The organism is Oleiharenicola lentus (assembly GCF_051660365.1).
Classification (GTDB): Bacteria; Verrucomicrobiota; Verrucomicrobiia; order Opitutales; family Opitutaceae; genus Lacunisphaera; species Lacunisphaera lenta_A.
Genome location: NZ_JBOZXB010000001.1, coordinates 924,039 through 941,503 on the forward strand (window position 1 = coordinate 924,039; position 17,465 = coordinate 941,503).

Here is a 17,465-nt window from a genome sequence, read left to right on the forward strand (position 1 = left end):
GAGCGGATTATTTTTGGGTTCGTAGTTTTGGTTGTGGGGCCTCGGAAATTTTCCCGAGGGTTTTCTGCTAGCCGCTGGTTGTGGTGTGCCTGCTTACTTTGCATTGCGCGTGCCAACTTCCCTACCGAGTCACAACTCACTCACCTCCAATCGTTAGAAATATTTCACGCATCCGCGTCGCGGCACGGATTTTTTCAGAAGCGCAATCCACGCGTCCCGCGCGTGGGATTTTTTCAGGAAAAACGACGAAGTGCGCGCTGCTCGCGCAGGAAAAACCAAAACCACGGTTTTTCCTCGGAAGCTCTGCCTAATCCCTAGGGCAAAAATGCGTGTGCGCAGACTCGTCCTCAGGCCGCAATCATCACGACCGAGCGCTTCAGCATCCGGTCACGACGCAGCACGAGCATGCTGTGGCCGCCGGCGAAAAATTCGTAATTCACGCGCACCACTTCACTCGAGATGCCTTCGACTGCGAGATCCGCGCGCAGGCGCTCGAGTTGCGGATAAGGTTTTCCGTCCGCGCCGCACACGGGATGGATTTTTACTTCACGCGTGGCGACGCGCACGAGTTCTTTGCACGCCGCGAGGTGCCAGTCGTAATCGAACTGTGCTGCGTAGATGAAGAGCAAGTGCGCACAGAGCACGAGCGAGAAGCTCTGATCGAGAAACGGGAGCGACGGCAACGACGCGCGCACGTAGCGCGCATGCCGGACATTGCCCTCGTAGTCGGCGAGAAATCTCCGCGCCGCGGCGCGACGGTCGATCTCCGCTGCATCGATCGACGTAAACGATTTCAATTTAAACAGCCGCGGCTTCGCCCGCATCTGGGAAAACATCTTTGCATAGTCCGTGCGCACCCGCGCGGAGAGCGAGCGGTGCGGCTCCGCGTAGAGCGGATCGACGGCGGTGGTCTCGATGCCGCGCCGCTGCGCTTCGGCGGCGAACGACGACGGCCCGGCGGCGACGTCGAGCACGGCGAGCCGGTAAAGCGCGTTGGGGTTAAGATCGAAGAACCGCGTGTATTCTTCAAAGGTGCGTCCGAAGAACGACACGGCGGGCAGTTCCAGTTGGGAACGAGGAGCAGGTGCTGTCAGGAGGGACATGGTGTGAACGGAGACGGTGGGTGGAGGAAATTTGGAAAATAAAAAACCCGACTCGGTTGGGAGTCGGGCTCAGCGGTGATTGGAAGGTGGTTTTTGTTTCGGTTGCGCTATGCGCAGTGCACCTTGAATCGCTGAGCCCTGAGAGGGAGCCAAACGCGTTTGCCGGCTGCCATAATGGCAGTCGCGGAAGCTACGCGGATGGAGCGGTTGGAGTTCACGTGCGCTGTTGATGATAAATCCGCCGCGGCCGTGCAAATCCAAATTGCCGCCCACTGCCAGCACAGTGCCGCGCAACAATCACCGCGTGACTGTGCTGGGCGGTTTACCTCAGGTTCAGATTTTCGCAGATCCACCGCGAAACGCCGCCGGGTCGAAACTATCTTCCCGCGTGTAACTCCCGCTCACTTGCGCTGTCGCACAAATGCCCGCATCACTCACCGCGTAATCCATGAAAACATTCCTCATCGTCATCGGCATCCTTGTCGCATTCGCCGTCGCCATCGCCCTGTATGTAAGCGGCGTTTACAACAAACTCGTTGATCGCTCCCAAGCCGTCGACGCGCAGTGGGCCCAAGTGCAGAATGTCTACCAACGTCGCGCCGACCTCGTGCCCAACCTCGTCGCAACTGTGAGCGGCGCCGCGAACTTCGAGAAATCGACGCTCACCGAAGTCACCAACGCCCGCGCTTCCGTCGGCAAGGTGCAGATCAACTCCAGCGGCGCGCCCACCGATGCAGCACAGCTCGCGGAATTCGATCGCGCGCAAGGCCAGTTAAGCTCCGCGCTGTCGCGCCTGCTCGTCGTCTCTGAAAATTACCCGTCGCTTAAAGCCACGGCGAATTTTCAGGATCTCCAGGCGCAACTCGAAGGCACAGAGAACCGCATCTCGGTCGAGCGTGGTCGCTTCAACGAACTCGCCCGTGACTACAACGCCGCGATCAAACGCGTGCCCGCAGCGTTCTTTGCCGGCCTGTTCGGCTTCAAAGAAAAAGCTTATTTCACTGCGACGCCGGGCGCGGAGCGTCCGCCAGCAGTCGAGTTCGGCGATTTCTCCAAGCCTGCGCCGGCAAAACCTTAACCAGCGCGCGTGCAGACTCCCTTGAAATTTTTCGCCCCCTTACTCGCGCTAGCCGCGTTACTGCTCACAGCAGGCGCGAGCTTCGCCGCCGAGCGCATCCCGCCGGCGCCGGCGAAGTATTTCAACGACTATGCTAATGTCGTCTCGGTCGACACCGCGAACGCGCTCAACACGAAGCTCGAACAATACGAGCGGACCACCTCGAATCAGTTACTTGTAGCCCTGTTCCCGCGCATGGAGAGCGATTCCTCCGTGCAAGATTACACCGTGCGCGTCGCCGAGGCGTGGCGCGTCGGCCAGGCAAAGCGCGACAACGGCGCAGTGCTGTTTCTCTTCATGAAGGAGCGCGAGGTATTTATCCAAGTCGGCTACGGGTTGGAAAGCGTGCTGCCCGACGCCACCGCCAAACGCATCATCGAAAACGAAATCGTGCCACGCTTCCGGCGCGGCGATATCGATGGCGGAATGCGCGCAGCGGTCGATGCGATGATCGCCGCAACCAAGGGCGAATATCAGGGCACGGGCCGCACCCAGGCGGATCGTTCGCGTGGAAACAATCGTGGCGTGGCGCCCTCGGGCGCATTCATCGGCCTGGTCGTAGTCATGATCTTGCTCAGCCAGGTTTTCCGTGGCGCACGTCGCAACACTGTCTTCGGTTCGCCGCGCGTCGGGCGCCGCAGCTCGGGCGGGTTCTGGATGGGTCCGCCCCAAGGGGGCGGTGGCTGGAGCGGAGGTGGTGGTGGCGGATTTTCCGGCGGCGGGGGCAGCTTTGGCGGCGGTGGCGCGGGAGGACGTTGGTAACATGAAAAAAGCGGATTTCATCCAAGCGCTCGACCACTCATCAATCGAAGCCGCGATTACCAAAGCGGAGCTGCACACGTCCGGCGAGATACGCGTCGTCGTTGCCAATTGCGACGCTCCCGACGCGATCGCAGCCGCGCGCTCCGAGTTCGATCGGCTCGATATGGACGAGACGCGTGATCGCAACAGCGTGCTCATTTTCATCGCGCCGAAATCCCAAACCTACGCGGTCATCGGCGATGTCGGCGTGCACGCGAAATGCGGCGACACATTCTGGCGCGAGCTCGCCGACGTGCTCGGCGAGCACTTCAAGCTCGGCAAATACCATGACGGCCTCGTGCACGGCATCGCGAAAGCGGGCAAGTTACTCGGTGAGCATTTCCCACGCCGTGACGACGATGCGAACGAGTTGTCGAACCGCGTAGAAGTGATCTGAGAGGTCGTTTAGCCTGCAAGGAGTGCGGGCTCCACCTTCAAGCACCGCTCAGCGATCCCGTTTGTCGAAAAACTTCTTAGACGGTTTCGGCGCAGGTGCCGAAGCGTGCCCACCACCCTGCCCTTGCCCACCGCCGCAGGGCGGCTGCGGTTGCGCGAGGTGCGCGAAACCTGTCTTCACTGAACCCGCGTTGCCTTTGCCGGGCTTGTGCGTTGCGGCGGCGAGGCGTTTGCCGGGCACTTGCATGCCGCAGGGCGTGATGTGCGGCGGCGGCGTGACGTCGACCGTTTTTTGTTTTCCGTCGAGCAAGCGCTTCGCCATTTCGCCAAGACCGAGGCGCTGCATCGAACTGCGCAGCGCATTCTTCATTTCGGGTTTATACCAAAAAAAGAAACTGCGTTGCTCCTGTTTTTCCTCAGGCGTGCGGGCCACGCTCACCGGCTTGGAATCGTAAGGATGCACGCCCGTCGCGTAGATTTCGGTGGCAACCGTCATCGGCGTCGGCGTGAAGTCCTGCACTTGCTCAAGACGGAAACCGAGATCCTTCGTCTTCAATGCGAGCTCGGCCATGTCTTCCGGACGCGAGCCTGGATGCGACGAAATAAAATACGGGATCACCGGCGTGTCGGGCTTGCCAGCTTTGGCGGCGGCCCGGTCGAACTTCTCCTTGAACTTGTAGAAGAGATCGAACGTCGGTTTGCGCATGATGCGCAGCACGTGATCGCTGGTGTGCTCCGGCGCGACTTTGATGCGGCCGGGCACGTGGTGCGCCGCGAGTTCCTCGATGTAGCGCTCGTGACTCTCCTTCACCTCCGGCGTCGTGCCTTTGTCGTGCAGGAAAAGATCGTAGCGGATCCCGCTCGAAACATAAGCGTGATTAACGCCCTCGGTTTCACGCACAGATTTGTAGATATCGAGGAGCGCCGTGTGATCCGTGTCGAGATTGCGACACACATCGGGCCAGATGCAGCTCGGGCGCACGCACTCGTCGCAGATCCACTGCTGTTTGCCCTTCATCTTATACATGTTTCCCGACGGACCGCCGAGATCGCTAATCGTGCCGCGGAAATCCGGCATCTGTTTGATCGATTCAACTTCGCGCAAAATCGATTCCTTCGAACGCGACGCGACGAACTTTCCTTGATGCGCCGAAATCGTGCAAAAGCTGCAGCCGCCGAAGCACCCGCGGTGCATATTGATCGAGTGCTTGATCATTTCGTAGGCGGGGATCGGTCCGCGCTTGCGATACTTCGGATGCGGCAACCGCGTATAAGGCAGATCGAACGCCTTATCGATTTCCTTCTCCGTCATCGTCGGGAATGGCGGATTCACGACGAGCATGCGGCCATTCGTTGGCTGCAGCAGGCGGCGCGCTTTCACGCGGTTCGATTCCGTTTCGATGTCTTTGAAATTCTTCGCGTAGAGCGCGCGGTCTTCGAGACACTCCTCGTGCGTGTGCAACGTGAAGTCGTCCCAGTTTTCGTTTTTCGGGACTTTGGTTTCTTCCGACAACAACACGGCGGTCTGCGGAACCGTTTTAAGCGACGCAAACGGCACGCCGCGTTTCAGCAAGCGCACCACTTCCTTCAGCGGCAATTCACCCATGCCATACACCAACAAGTCCGCGCCACTGTCGGCGAGAATCGAAGGCTTCAACGTATCCGACCAGTAATCGAAATGCGTCACGCGGCGCAGGCTCGCCTCGATGCCGCCAATCATGATCGGCACCTCGGGATAAATTTTCTTCAACACCTGGCAGTAAACCGTCGTCGCGTAATCCGGTCGGAAACCGTGCTCACCGCCCGGCGTGTAGGCATCCTCGCTACGCAGTTTTTTCGCCGCCGTGTAGCGATTCACCATCGAATCCATGCACCCGGCGGTTACGCCGAAAAACAGGCGCGGCGTGCCAAATTTTTTAAAATCGCGCAGGTCGTCGCGCCAGTTCGGTTGCGCGATGATGGCGACGCGCAGCCCTTCCGCTTCAAGCAAGCGCCCGATGACCGCGGTGCCAAACGCCGGGTGATCCACGTAAGCGTCACCCGACACAATAATCGCATCCACGTAATCCCAGCCGCGTGCCTTCATCTCGTCCGCGGTCGTCGGCAGCCAGCGCTTCGCGTCCCACACGGGTTCGTGCGAGTAAACTTTGGTGCCGCTGGCGGCAGCCGGACTGGAAGTGTTTTCGTTCACTGGATCTTCAGCGCGGAAGCTGACCAAGCTGCCCGAAGGTGCAAGCCCGCGCACACTCGCCACCGCCAAGTGCTCACTGCGAGCGATTTGTGCGCAAAACCCGCTCGCGCACGGGCATACATCCTGCACATGCTCGATTCGCGCATGAGCACCCGCACTATTCTTTGCCTCGCGAGTTTTCATAAAGGCCACGAATTCATGAAGGCTGCCAAAGCCGAGGGCTGGAACGTATTGCTGCTCACCTCCAAATCGCTGGAAGGCTCGGACTGGCCGGCAGAGGTCGACGAAATTTTCTATATGCCCGACGTCGGCAAGGTGTGGAACCGCGACGATGTCATCAAAGGCGTCAGCTACCTCGCGCGCCACCGCCAGCTCGACCGCATCGTCGCGCTTGATGACTTCGATGTCGAAACTGCGGCCGCGCTCCGCGAGCATTTGCGCGTGCCCGGCATGGGCGACACGACCGCGCGCTACTTTCGCGACAAACTCGCGATGCGCCTCAAAGCCCGCGAAGCCGGCCTGCCAGTGCCTGATTTCGCGCCGGTGGTAAATCATGGACTCGTCGCCGAATTCATGCGGCAGAAACCGGGCCCGTGGTTGCTCAAGCCGCGTTTCTCCGCCTCGGCCCTGGGCATCAAAAAAATCGAGCGCTCGGAAAATCTCTGGCCGGCGCTTGAAGCGCTGGGCGACCAGCAATCGTTTCACCTGCTGGAAACCTTTGTGCCCGGACGCGTTTATCACGTCGACTCGCTCATCTCGCGCGGCGAAGTCGTGTTTTCGATCGCCTGCCGCTATGGGGCTCCGCCGCTCGCAGTCATGCACGGTGGTGGGATTTTTTCCTCGGCGGTCTGCGAATATGGCTCAGCCGAGGAACGCGCGCTCGTCGCGGCCAACGCGGCCGTGCTGAAAGCCATGGGCCATTTCCGCGGCGCTTCTCACACCGAGTTCATTCGCGCGAATGACGGAACCTTTCATTTTCTCGAAACCTCGGCGCGAGTCGGCGGTGCGAATATCATGGACCTCATCGAAGCCGCGACGGGACTCAACCTCTGGCGCGAGTGGGCGAAAGTGGAACTCCGCGAGGACTACTATCGCGTGCCGGAATATCGCAAAGACTACGCCGGCTTGCTCGTGTCACTCGCACGACAGGAATGGCCCGATCTCAATTCGTTTTCCGAGCCCGAAGTCGTGTTGCGCATTCCCAAACGCCATCACGTCGCTCTCGTGTGGCGTTCGCCGAGTCATGCCCGCGTGGAGCAATTGCAGGCCGACTACCTTGCGCGCGTGCAGCGCGATTTTCATGCCAGCGCGCCCGCACCGGACAAGGCAACGGATTGAAATTTTTTCGCGGTAGGGCCTGACCTCCGGGCAGGCCGATTAAATTCGCGAATGCCCACGACCCGCCCGGAGGTCGGGCCCTACCTGCGTCACAGCCGGCCGATCTTCACCTTCCCGGGGACTTGCGGTTGGCCGGTGTCGGCGCTCGCGAGGGCGGCGAAACATAATTCGAGACTGCGCAGATTATTCGCGGCGTTGATCGTGGATTCGCGGTCTTCTTCGATCGCGCGCAGGAACTCCCCGAGCGTCCCGCGGAAGCCATCCGGAAACCACTTTCCTTCGAGCGGTATTTTCACGGTGCCTTTCTTCGTAATCAGATCGAGTGCGGGCAAACTGTAGAGCGGACCCGCGCCACGGAGGACACCTTTCGACCCGACACAGCAGAGCGACTCCGATTGCGGATCGAGCGTATTATACGCGCTGAATGCGATCGTCGCGAGGCCGTCGCCGAAATTCACCGCGACATTCGACAACATCGGGATTTTCAAATCCTGATTCGGCGCTTTCACCGAATTCGCGAACACTGTGCGCGCACGACGGTCGCCAAAAGTCTGCGCCGCGATGTCGAACCAATGAATCGCGAAGTCACTCAGGATCAGGTGATGCAATTCCGCAAACTTCGAGCCGCGCACCCACGTGTGATCCCACTGCATCGCCATGTCCAACGTGTGGATGTCGCCCAGCAATCCCGCGCGCACGGCGCCCAACAAGGCGGAGAAGTGCGGCGCCCAACGCGCATTTTGATTCACGCCGAGTTGCACGCGGTTTTTCTTCGCCAACTTCACGAGGCGTTTGCCGGCGTCGATATCGAAGGTGAACGGTTTTTGGCTGAGCGTGTGTTTGCGCGCTCTGAGGGCGTCTTCGATCTGGCCTTGGCGCACCGCCGTGTGCGTGGCGATGTCGACGATCGTAATGTCGTCGCGCGCCAGCAGTTCGCGGTAGTCGGCATAAACCGCAGCCTTAGGCGCAAATTCATCGCGGCGTTTTTTCGCAGCTTCGAGATCGATGTCGGCCAACGCGACGATCTCGATGCCGAACGATTTTGCTGCCGTCAGATGAAACGCGGAAATCGCGCCGCAGCCGATCATGCCGAATTTATGCTGACGCGGACGGCGCGGACCGCGCGGACGATAATCAAGCTTGGGGACGCGCATTACTTTCGCAGTGGTTGGGGACACGGATGAAAAAATGAAAGAGTGACTCAGGAAATTAATTTGAGCGGCTTGCGCAGCTTCGCGCTGCGAGCGGCGGTATCGACGATTTGCTGGCCGATGCGGCTCGTCTCGACGGAGATCGGTCCTTCGATCGGCGCGCCGGTTTCGAGGCAGTGCAGAAAATAGTGCACCGGATTGAGGTGCGGTTTTTTGAGCTTATCGACCGCGACGACTTTTCCTTCCGGATGTTTGCGCGTCTGCAAGCGGATCGTCGGCTCGTAATCGTAGTTCGCAATCGTGCCTTCGCTGCCTTTGAGGACGAAGCCGCATTTCGGTTGCGGTTGGTTTTCCCACGGATCGGTAAAGGTGCCCCAGCGCGTGTGAAACGTGGACAGCCAGTCGCCGTAGCGCGCGATGGTCATGCTTTGTTCGTCGACGGGCAGGCCTTTACCGGTCGCGGTCAGCGTCGAGATTTCCGTCGGTTTCCTGCCGTTGAAAAACCACGTGCCGAGCGTGACGCCGTAGCCGAGATAATCCACGAGCGAACCGCCGCCATTGGAATCGTAGAACCAACTCGCTTTCTTCTGCGCGGTCGTCGGTGAAGGCAGGCCCGGCTGCGAACGATCCTGGATCGGCGAACGGTTGCCGTCGTAGAAATGAATTTCCTGCAACTCGCCGATGACACCTTGACTGAGCAAACGGTGCGCGGTGACGTGACAGGGATACCACGCGAGTGGCCAGTTGATCGCGAGCCGGCGGCGCGCTTTTTTCATCGCGGCGATCATGCGGTCGGCTTGCGCGAGGTTTCCGGCGAACGGTTTTTCAATCAGCACGTGCACGCCAAACGGCGCGACTTTTTCCACCCACTCCGCGTGCGCGCCGCTGGCCGGACACAGAATCACGACGTCGGGTTTCGTCTGTTCGAGACACGCGCGCCAGTCGGTGAACACGCGCTCCGGCGGAATTGCGCAGTGAGTGATCACGTGCTGCATTTCCTTCGGATCATGGTGGCTGATGCCGACGATCTCGGCGTTGCGCGCCTGGTGCGCATACGCGAGCAAGTGATCCATGTGGCGAAAATCGAAATTGATTCCCGCGATGCGCCATTTCTTCGAAGCCATAGAAAGCAGAGTTTCGTCGGAAACCGCGCGAGGGGTTCGCGTTTATTCTTCCCGACGACGCGACGGTGGATGCACCCCGCCCGCGAGCAAGCCCGCAGCTTCTGAAAATAAATGAAAATTTCCCGGCTGAGTTACGCGCCAATTAGCCGAGACGAAATCGCGACAGTTTTGGCAGGTTGCGAGTTCGCGCGCGACCTACAGGATGGCAATTTGGAGGCGGGGCCACCAGCCCCGCGAGTTATCGCTCGCGAAGCCCATGCCTCGCGGGGCTGATGGCCCGGCCTCCATAAAAAAAGCCGCCTTGGATTTCTCCGAGGCGGCTGAGATTCAGAAAGGGCAGTTAAGGATAATCGCCCCTACTTTCTTTGCATTACTTCGTGCTCGTGGCCGAACCGTAGTAGAGCGAGTTGAAGAACAACTTGAACGTGCCGTGCGTCGTCGCACGGAAGGTCGCTTCGAGGCCGAGCAAGACGATCTTGCCGTTGCCGAGGCTGGCTTCGGTGGCGACGCTGCCGCCCTTCAAATATTGTTCGCCAACGGCCCAGCCGCTGTAGAGCGGCTTGTCTTCAGTGAACGTGACGAACGCATTCGTCTTCACGCTGCTGCCGGGGACGAGGCTGAACACCGGGCTGTTGTCGAAGAAGATCATCCCGTCTTTCGGCATGCCGTAAGCGACCGGGTTGGTATTGTCGATCGCCGCGCGGAGGATGCCGCCGGGGATGTAATACTTCGTGCGCGGCAGAGCCACTTCCTCGCCGTTGTCGTTCTTTTCGACGAGTTGGTTTTTCACCGGCAAGCCCATCGCGTCACCCATGACTGCGGACGATCCGAGACCGACAATCGTGCCGCCTTGTTCAACGAAGGTCTTGAGCGGAGGAACGGTCTTCGCCTGCGAAATGGTGCCGAGCATGCTGCGGAATTCTTCCGGCACGCGATCGGCCGGCGGGCTGTAGCTGCCACCACCGCCACCGGCCATGCCCATGCCGACGTATTTATTGAGACGCGCCATGATGCGGTTCATGTCGCCGCCGCGCGAACCTTGCGCGAACGTCTGGCTCGGGAAAACGATCACATCGAAGCTCTTCTTGAGATCACCGGCGTCGAGCACCTGCGGATAAACCATCTCGAAGTTGAACTCGTATTGCTCGAGCAACCAGCGCACCCAACCAGAAGGCATCACGCCGCCGTAAAGATCGACGAGGCCGATGCGGATGGGTTTGAGTTTGAGCGATTCGCCAACCGGCTTCGTTGCAACGCCGATGGCGCCGACGCCGAGGTCTTTCGCCGCTTTCTCGAGAATCGGCAGCGCCGTGGCCGAAGCGGGCACCCAAATCGTGCCGGTGCCGAGCGCGACACCGTCGACGGTTTGCTCTTCCTTGAGCCAGTAGACTTCCGCGCCGGCTTTGAGCAGGCGGTTGGTGACGATGGCGGAGTCGTTGAGCTTATGGCTGATCAAGTAACCAGCCGGCTTCGCAACACCTGTGATTTTCGCAGCAGGTGCGGGTTCAAGCACGGTTTCCACCTTCACGAAAGGACCGTCGAACGATTCGTAAACGCGATCGGCGGTGACGCCCATTTGGTTGAGCAGCGTCCAGCCGGCCGTGTCGTAAGGAGGAATCGGCGGACCGCCTGGATAAGCGAAGTCGCTCGGGTGATCTTGCGGCTCGAACATATCCATGACGAACGGACGATAGGCCTGCGCGGTTTTCACGATGTAGGAGCCGGCCGGATATTTTTTGCCGGCGACGGTGAATTCAGCGGTGGCTTTGTGAATCGCGACGCCGTTTTTCTGGAGCGCGTGGATGAATTTAACCGCCGTCGGGAAATCCGCCTGATTCGCCGGCACGATGAAGCCGCGCGGGTCGCGGTTCGCCGGATCTTGCAGCACTTTTTCGTAGAGATCCATCGGCACGGTGGAACCGCTGAGGCCACCTGGGCTCATGTCGCCACGCACGGAGAGATCGACTTTCTCGCCGAGCTTTGCGGCGGCTTCGACGACGGCTTGGATGCGCTTCGGCGTCGTCGTCCAGTTGTCGGCGCTGCCGCGTTGGATGGAATTCGCGCCCATGCGATAGATGTTAAAGAGAAGATTTTCGCGGTTGCGCGACGCGTAGTCCATGATCGCGCGATTCATCGTGAGCGAATACTCCATCGATTGACGGTAGTGCCACATCTGCGGCTTCGCGGGGAGAGGCCAGTCGCTCTTCGGGAGTTGTTTCGCCGGAGCGAACTCGAGCGGCGTGGGCGTCGGCGCGCCGATGATTTCGGTGAGAATGCCGATTTGGTTGTGGAAATACGGCGTGGTGCGACCGCCGCCATTCCACCAGGTGGAGTAATTCGCGCCCGAGCGCATCGAGGAACCGCCCTTGCCTTCGGAAATCAAACGCTCGTGCATCGCGGAGCCGAGGCGTTCGATGCCGATGACGACCATCGGATCGAGGTTATAGTTAAACGGATCGCGGAACGGCGGGATGAACACGACCTGGCCTTCCGGGCCGGTTTGGTGGTGGTTCACCATGATTTGCGGATACCACTCGCGATAGAGCACGCGGTTGATGTTCGTGGTCTCCGGCATCGACGACATGAAGAAGTCGCGGTTGTTATCGTGACCGATGTATTTGTGATACATGCGCGGCAGACCGACGAAGGTCTTCGCCTTGTCGTCTTCTTCGCGCATATACCAGTTCGCGACAACTTCGACGCCGTCGGGATTCGCGTTAACCGCGAGGAGAATCACGTCATCGAGAAACCGCATCATTTCGACGTCGGTCTTCGTGAGCATGTGATGCACGAAATCGGAGAGCGCTTGCGAATGCTGCGATTCGGAGGCGTGCATGCCGCCGTCGATCCAGACGACTGCCTTGCCCTCGGTGGCGAGTTTGCGGGCGGACTCGTCGTTCAAGCCTTCGGCCATCGCGAGTTTCTTGGCGATGTCGCGGTAGTGATCGAGTTTCGCGAGATTCGCCGGCGAGGAGATGATCGCCATGTATTGCGGGCGGCCTTCGGCGGTGAGGCCGATGTTCACCAGCTTCATGCGGTTCGATTCCGTTGCCCACTTTTGCCACAACGCAGAAATCTGCGTGTAGTTCATCATCTTGTAGTCATCACCGATATTAAAACCGAGAATGGTTTTCGGCGGCGTGATTTTCGGAGCATCGGCGGCGTGGAGCGATGCACACGCGAGCGCGGCGGCTCCGAACACACTGACCAACACGCGACGCACAAGGGAGGGACAACAGGATCGTTTCATAATAAGTGGGTTGAGAACCGGAGGCGATAAACGCTCAGTGTAACGCACTTGGCGTGCCAGCGTCCATCAGGGGAAGCACGGAATTTTTGCGCATTGCAAAAATGGTAGGGCCCGACCTCCGGGCGGGCCGAATGCGCGCGATGATGTTGAAGGGCCACTCGGAGATCGGCCCCTACCTCAATGCGCCAGCCGCGCACACTCGCGAAACACCCGCAGCGTGTTGCCGCCCCAGAGTTTCGCGAGAGACTCTGCCGACCAACCGCGTGCGACGAGCGCTGCGGTGAGATTCGGATACTGGCTCACGTCATCCATTTCATTCGGAATGCCACCGCCGCCATCGAGATCGCAACCGATGCCGACGTGATCGATGCCCACCACGGAAACAGCGTGCTCCACATGCGCGATGTAGTCAGCGAGCGTCACCTGCGGATTCGGATACTGCGCGTCGATCTTCTTCCACAGCACGCTCATTTCAGCGCGTTTCTCCGGCGTGAGCTCGGCGTCTTTTAATTGGAGCAACACTTCCGCGATCGCGGCCGTCTGGCCATTGTTCGGCGCATTCACGAGCGCAATGGGCAACGCGTTGATCTGGATCACACCGCCCTTCGCCGCGAGCGCGCGCAACAGATCGTCGTCCACGTTGCGCAGATGATCGCACACCCCTTTGCACCCCGTGTGCGAGAGCACCATCGGCGCGCGCGAAAGGGAGATCATTTCCAACGTCGCCGCGTCAGACGCATGCGAACCATCCAGCACGATGCCGAGGCGGTTAGCTTCCGCGACCATCTCGCGACCGAGCGGACTCAACCCACCCCACTCCGCGCCACGCGGATCCGTCGAAGAATCGGCGACATCGTTGTTTAACATGTGCGTGAAACCGAGCATGCGCACGCCGAGGTCGTAGAATTTCTGCACGTTGCCCGCGTCGCGACCGAGACTGTAGGCGTTTTCGATACTCAGAAAAAACGCGCACTTCCCCTCGACTTTGAACCGCAACGCCTCGTCCGCGGTGAGCGCAACGCCACATTTTGCCGCATTCTTCGCGATCACCTCATGCGTCCGCGCGAACACCTTCAACGCCGTCGCATGCGCTCGGGCCAGCCCGCTCTCGGTGCGCGCCGCTTGCGTGGTGTAGACCGCAAACACCAGCGCATCCACGCCTCCCTCGATCATGCGCGGCAAGTCGCATTGCGTGCCGTCTTGCGCACGTTCGTGCCGCGCCGCAAAATCCCAGCCATCGCGCATCAAAGCCGCCGTGGGTGTGTCGATGTGGGTATCGATGGTAAAAAGGCGTTCGTGCAATGCGCGAGACATCCGAACAGGCAAGGTCGCACCGTGAAGCGGAGCAAGGGGGAAGGCACCTGTGCCTGCAGATTAGTCCTTACGTCGTAAACGCATCTCCGGAGTTGCACCGCGTGAAAAGGTGGGCTCAGTTGAACGCCTTATTTCCCATGTCTGATAAAGTTGAAAACGTCGTCATCGTCGGCACCGGTTGCGCCGGCCTCACCGCCGCCATTTATACCGGTCGCGCCAACCTCAACCCCCTTGTGCTCGAAGGCGTCATGCCCGGTGGCCAGCTGACCACGACGTCCGAAGTCGAGAATTTCCCTGGATTCCCCGAGGGCATCGACGGTTATCAATTGATGCAGAATCTGCGCAAGCAGGCCGAAAAATTCGGCACGCGCTACGAAAGTGGCAGCGTCGTCGGCGTCGACACCTCGAGTTGGCCATACACCCTGCAACTCGCCGACCGCGCCATCAAAGCCAAGACGATCATCGTCGCGACCGGCGCCTCGCCGCGTCTCACCGGCGTCCCCGGTGAAAAAGAACTTTACGGCGGCAAAGGTGTGACCACCTGCGCGACGTGCGACGGCGCATTCTATCGCAATATGGAAGTGGCGGTCATCGGCGGCGGCGACAGTGCCGCGGAGGAGGCCTTGTTCCTGACGCGTTTCGCGAGTAAAGTTTACCTCGTGCATCGTCGCGATTCGTTGCGCGCATCGAAAATCATGGCCGACCGCGCCACGTCGCATCCAAAGATCCAAATGGTCTGGGACAGCGTGCCGGTGTCCGTGGAAGGCGTGCCGGAAGACTCGGTGTCTGGCCTCAAGGTAAAGAATCTCAAAACCAACGCCGAAAGCGTGCTGCCCGTGAAAGGCGTGTTCGTCGCCATCGGCCACATTCCGAATACGGCGCCGTTCAAGAGTGCTGCGGACACGGACGAAGAAGGCTATTTCGTCCCGACCGCTCACAGTCAGGTGAAAACAAAAACTGCCGGCCTCTACGTCGCGGGTGATTGTGCTGATCACCACTACCGCCAAGCGATCACCGCCGCCGGCATGGGTTGCCAAGCCGCGATCGAAGCCGAGCGTTGGCTCGCCGAGAAAGAGTCCGCCTAAGCACGCGCGACGTTCGCACGCTTCATTTCAGTTTACGAAAAAGGCCGGCAGCAATGCCGGCCTTTGTTTTTGGAAATTTAAGTTAAGCGTAGCGCTTACTTCAGCACGTCAGCGTGGAATTCATTCCAGCTGTCGAGATCGTTGAGGCGGATTGCATCGAGGATCGTGCGGTCATCAGGGATGCCGTTGGCGCTTAGGATGTCGGTGCGCACGTTGTCCGCGTGATTGTAGCCACGGACGGCAGCGTTGTGTTTTTCGACCGACGGGGCGTCGAGCTTCACGCCCGGTTGCGCTTTGATCCACGCTTCGAATTGCGGGTAGCTCGGGCGTTTATCTTTGATGAACGTGAGCGTCGCTTCGCGATTCAGGCCGAGACCATCGAGCGTCATCTGGTCATAACCCTTGCCGCAACCCGGGTAGCGCGAATCGAGTTTACCGCGCGCTTCGAGCGACGCTTTTTGCCAGAAACGCGGCAGGTGTAACACGCCGAGCGGGCCAACGGTGCCGGAACTAATCAAAGGGACGTAAGTGGACATAATTTTAGCGGGGGTTCAGGTTGATGCGTCGCAAAAGAGAAACGCGTGTGCGCTCATAAAGCCGACGTCGTGGAAATTCGCAAACCGCTTTGCCACTTTGAGTGCATGAAATTTCAGCCGCAAAAATCTTGGCGCTCGGCGCCCGCGCCCTCCATCGTCACAAAAACTATCCCATGACCGCTGCCGCTTCCGCCCTGACTTGGGGTCTCTACGAACAGTTGATGCCCACCGAAATCGAAACGATTTTCGCCCACGCCCCCGTGGCTTATTTGCCGTGGGGCGCGCTCGAGTATCACGGCAAACACGCTGCGGTCGGCCTCGATGGATTAAAGGCGCACAGCCTCTGCGTGGAACTCGCGAAAGTCGCCGGCGGCCTCGTGCTGCCGCCAGTTTACGTCGCCGCGAACACGATCAAGGAAGTCAAAGACCTCGCGCATCGTCGCCACTCGCTGAACTTCAAAGAGGAAACGCTGCGGCTCCTCGCGCGCGAACACCTCGAACAACTCGCCGACGAGAAATTCCGTGTCGTTTTCCTCCTCGCCGGCCACGTCGGCCAGCCCCACTACGATATTCTCCAAGACGAGGCGCAGAAATTTAACGCGGCGCAGACCGCCACGAAAATCATCTGCACGTCGGAAACCGATCTCATCGCCAAAGACATCGTGATCGTGAATCACGCGGCGCTCGGCGAGGTCTCGTTTTTAATGAACTCGCACCCGCAGTGTATCGATCTCGCGCGTTTGCCGAAAGACCGCGTGCCCACGCTCGCCGATGACGCCGTGTGGGGACCCGACCCGCGCGAATCATCCGCCGAAAAAGGCCGCGTTTATACGAAGGCATTCGTCGAATCCGCGAAGCAAAAAATCGCCGACGCGCTCGGCCTTTGACACCTATTAAGTGTCAAGTCACCGCCAGCCACTCTCTATGAAATACCGTTCTCTCGGCCGCACTGGTCTTAAAGTCAGCGAAGTCAGCCTCGGCACATGGGCCTTTGGCTCGCCTTCAATTTATGGGGCCGTGGATTCTGGCGATGCCAACCGCGCGATTCGCGGCGCACTCGATGCGGGCATTAACTTTTTCGACACCGCGCCGCTCTACGGCACCAAGGAAGCCGACGGCATCGCCGAGGAAGTGTTGGGCAAAGCGCTCGGCGCCGACCGCGACAAGGTCACCATCGCCACGAAATTCGGCCGCTACCACTCGCGCGTGCACACGAACGAATTGTTCGATGGCGAAACGGTAAAGTGGTCGGTCGAGCAAAGCTTGAAACGTCTCGGCACAGATCGCCTCGATGTCTTGTTTTTCCATTCGCCGACGCACCCCGATAAAATCCGCGACGATGTGTGGACTGCGCTCGATGCGTTAAAACGCAGCGGCAAAGTGCGCTTTGTAGGCACGTCGACCGGTTTCATCAAAGACACCGGCGAAATGTCGAAATCCTGGGCCGTGCAAGGCCGCATCGATGTCGCACAGATCGCTTACAGCCTCACGTATCGCGAATGGGAACCGATCATCGCCGACCTCGGCCGACAAGGCGTCGGCATCGTCGCGCGCGAATCACTCGCCAACGGTTTTCTCGCGGGCGTGTTCACGAAAGAGATTCAATTTCCAGCCGGCTCGCTCAACTCGCGTTACTCGCGCGAAGAAATCGTCGAGCGCGTGGAGCTGGCCGATCGCTATAAAGCGCTCCTCGTGCGCAACGACGTGCGTTCGCTCGCCGCCGCGGCCATGCGTTGGGTGCTCGATAATCCGAATATTTCCACCGTGCTTTCCGGTTCAAAAAAGCTCGAAGAAATCCTCGACTGCGCCGGCGCGTCCGACGCCGCACCCTATTCCACCGCCGAACTCGCGCAGGCAGAGACGCTGCACACGAAAGATTTTTCGCCCGCGTAACGATTAGTGCATTCGCAGATGTGCGGAAGGGCCCGACCTCCCGCCGTCGCACAAGGCTATGGCGGGCAAGCCGGGCGGGCCGCGCAGGCATTTTAGGTAGGGGGCGGTTATCCTTAACCGCCCTTTCAGGATTCGCGCGGCACGCAGGATATTCGCAAATCACCCC

General features: G+C 59.7%; 14 protein-coding genes. 7 read left to right on the top strand and 7 right to left on the bottom strand.

The annotated features are described in order from the left end of the window. Window positions 1-347: 347 nt before the first annotated feature. Window positions 348-1,103 carry a class I SAM-dependent methyltransferase gene (locus tag ACRRQW_RS03480; protein ID WP_438479865.1) on the bottom strand — a complete coding sequence of 252 codons (756 nt, stop codon included), beginning with the start codon at window positions 1,101-1,103 and terminating at the stop codon, window positions 348-350. Window positions 1,104-1,551: 448 nt separating this feature from the next. Between ACRRQW_RS03480 and ACRRQW_RS03485 the strand changes: the two genes are divergently transcribed. The 3 genes from ACRRQW_RS03485 to ACRRQW_RS03495 are packed head-to-tail and all read left to right on the top strand — an operon-like array spanning window position 1,552 to window position 3,418. Next, the gene (locus ACRRQW_RS03485; RefSeq protein ID WP_438479866.1) at window positions 1,552-2,181 is read left to right on the top strand and encodes a LemA family protein; all 630 of its coding nucleotides are present in this window, start codon (window positions 1,552-1,554) and stop codon (window positions 2,179-2,181) included. Between the two features lie 21 nt (window positions 2,182-2,202). Further along, a complete protein-coding gene (locus tag ACRRQW_RS03490; protein ID WP_438479867.1) occupies window positions 2,203-2,982 on the top strand; it encodes a TPM domain-containing protein in 780 nt (259 codons plus the stop codon). A gap of 1 nt (window position 2,983) precedes the next feature. Beyond that, entirely contained in the window at window positions 2,984-3,418 is a 435-nt protein-coding gene (locus tag ACRRQW_RS03495) for a TPM domain-containing protein (protein WP_438479868.1), read from the top strand. A gap of 48 nt (window positions 3,419-3,466) precedes the next feature. Here the strand turns inward: ACRRQW_RS03495 and ACRRQW_RS03500 are convergent, their stop codons facing one another. Then, window positions 3,467-5,545, bottom strand: coding sequence for a YgiQ family radical SAM protein (locus tag ACRRQW_RS03500; RefSeq protein WP_438482339.1), 2,079 nt, complete (start codon window positions 5,543-5,545; stop codon window positions 3,467-3,469). Between the two features lie 207 nt (window positions 5,546-5,752). Between ACRRQW_RS03500 and ACRRQW_RS03505 the strand changes: the two genes are divergently transcribed. Further along, a complete protein-coding gene (locus ACRRQW_RS03505; protein WP_438479869.1) occupies window positions 5,753-6,946 on the top strand; it encodes an ATP-grasp domain-containing protein in 1,194 nt (397 codons plus the stop codon). Window positions 6,947-7,035: 89 nt separating this feature from the next. Here ACRRQW_RS03505 and ACRRQW_RS03510 read toward each other — a convergent pair whose 3' ends face one another. From ACRRQW_RS03510 to ACRRQW_RS03525, 4 genes are all read right to left on the bottom strand, one after another. Next, the gene (locus ACRRQW_RS03510; protein ID WP_438479870.1) at window positions 7,036-8,124 is read right to left on the bottom strand and encodes a Gfo/Idh/MocA family protein; all 1,089 of its coding nucleotides are present in this window, start codon (window positions 8,122-8,124) and stop codon (window positions 7,036-7,038) included. Window positions 8,125-8,147: 23 nt separating this feature from the next. Then, the gene (locus tag ACRRQW_RS03515; RefSeq protein ID WP_438479871.1) at window positions 8,148-9,221 is read right to left on the bottom strand and encodes a Gfo/Idh/MocA family protein; all 1,074 of its coding nucleotides are present in this window, start codon (window positions 9,219-9,221) and stop codon (window positions 8,148-8,150) included. A gap of 370 nt (window positions 9,222-9,591) precedes the next feature. Next, window positions 9,592-12,471 (bottom strand): M14 family metallopeptidase, encoded by a 2,880-nt coding sequence (locus ACRRQW_RS03520; protein ID WP_438479872.1) that lies wholly within the window; start codon window positions 12,469-12,471, stop codon window positions 9,592-9,594. A gap of 177 nt (window positions 12,472-12,648) precedes the next feature. Next, window positions 12,649-13,785, bottom strand: coding sequence for a dipeptidase (locus tag ACRRQW_RS03525; RefSeq protein ID WP_438479873.1), 1,137 nt, complete (start codon window positions 13,783-13,785; stop codon window positions 12,649-12,651). A gap of 137 nt (window positions 13,786-13,922) precedes the next feature. On the opposite strand from ACRRQW_RS03525, the gene trxB reads away from it, so the two are divergent. Continuing rightward, window positions 13,923-14,870 (top strand): thioredoxin-disulfide reductase, encoded by a 948-nt coding sequence (gene trxB / locus ACRRQW_RS03530; protein WP_438479874.1) that lies wholly within the window; start codon window positions 13,923-13,925, stop codon window positions 14,868-14,870. 95 nt (window positions 14,871-14,965) lie between these two features. Here the strand turns inward: trxB and ACRRQW_RS03535 are convergent, their stop codons facing one another. Further along, on the bottom strand, window positions 14,966-15,406 hold the full coding sequence (locus tag ACRRQW_RS03535; RefSeq protein ID WP_438479875.1) for a DUF5069 domain-containing protein: 441 nt from the start codon (window positions 15,404-15,406) through the stop codon (window positions 14,966-14,968). Window positions 15,407-15,579: 173 nt separating this feature from the next. On the opposite strand from ACRRQW_RS03535, the gene ACRRQW_RS03540 reads away from it, so the two are divergent. Both ACRRQW_RS03540 and ACRRQW_RS03545 read left to right on the top strand, forming a co-directional pair. Next, window positions 15,580-16,293 carry a creatininase family protein gene (locus ACRRQW_RS03540; RefSeq protein ID WP_438479876.1) on the top strand — a complete coding sequence of 238 codons (714 nt, stop codon included), beginning with the start codon at window positions 15,580-15,582 and terminating at the stop codon, window positions 16,291-16,293. Window positions 16,294-16,330: 37 nt separating this feature from the next. Continuing rightward, complete coding sequence (locus ACRRQW_RS03545) at window positions 16,331-17,299, top strand: aldo/keto reductase (RefSeq protein ID WP_438479877.1); 969 nt, start codon at window positions 16,331-16,333, stop codon at window positions 17,297-17,299. The last annotated feature ends 166 nt before the right edge of the window (window positions 17,300-17,465 follow it).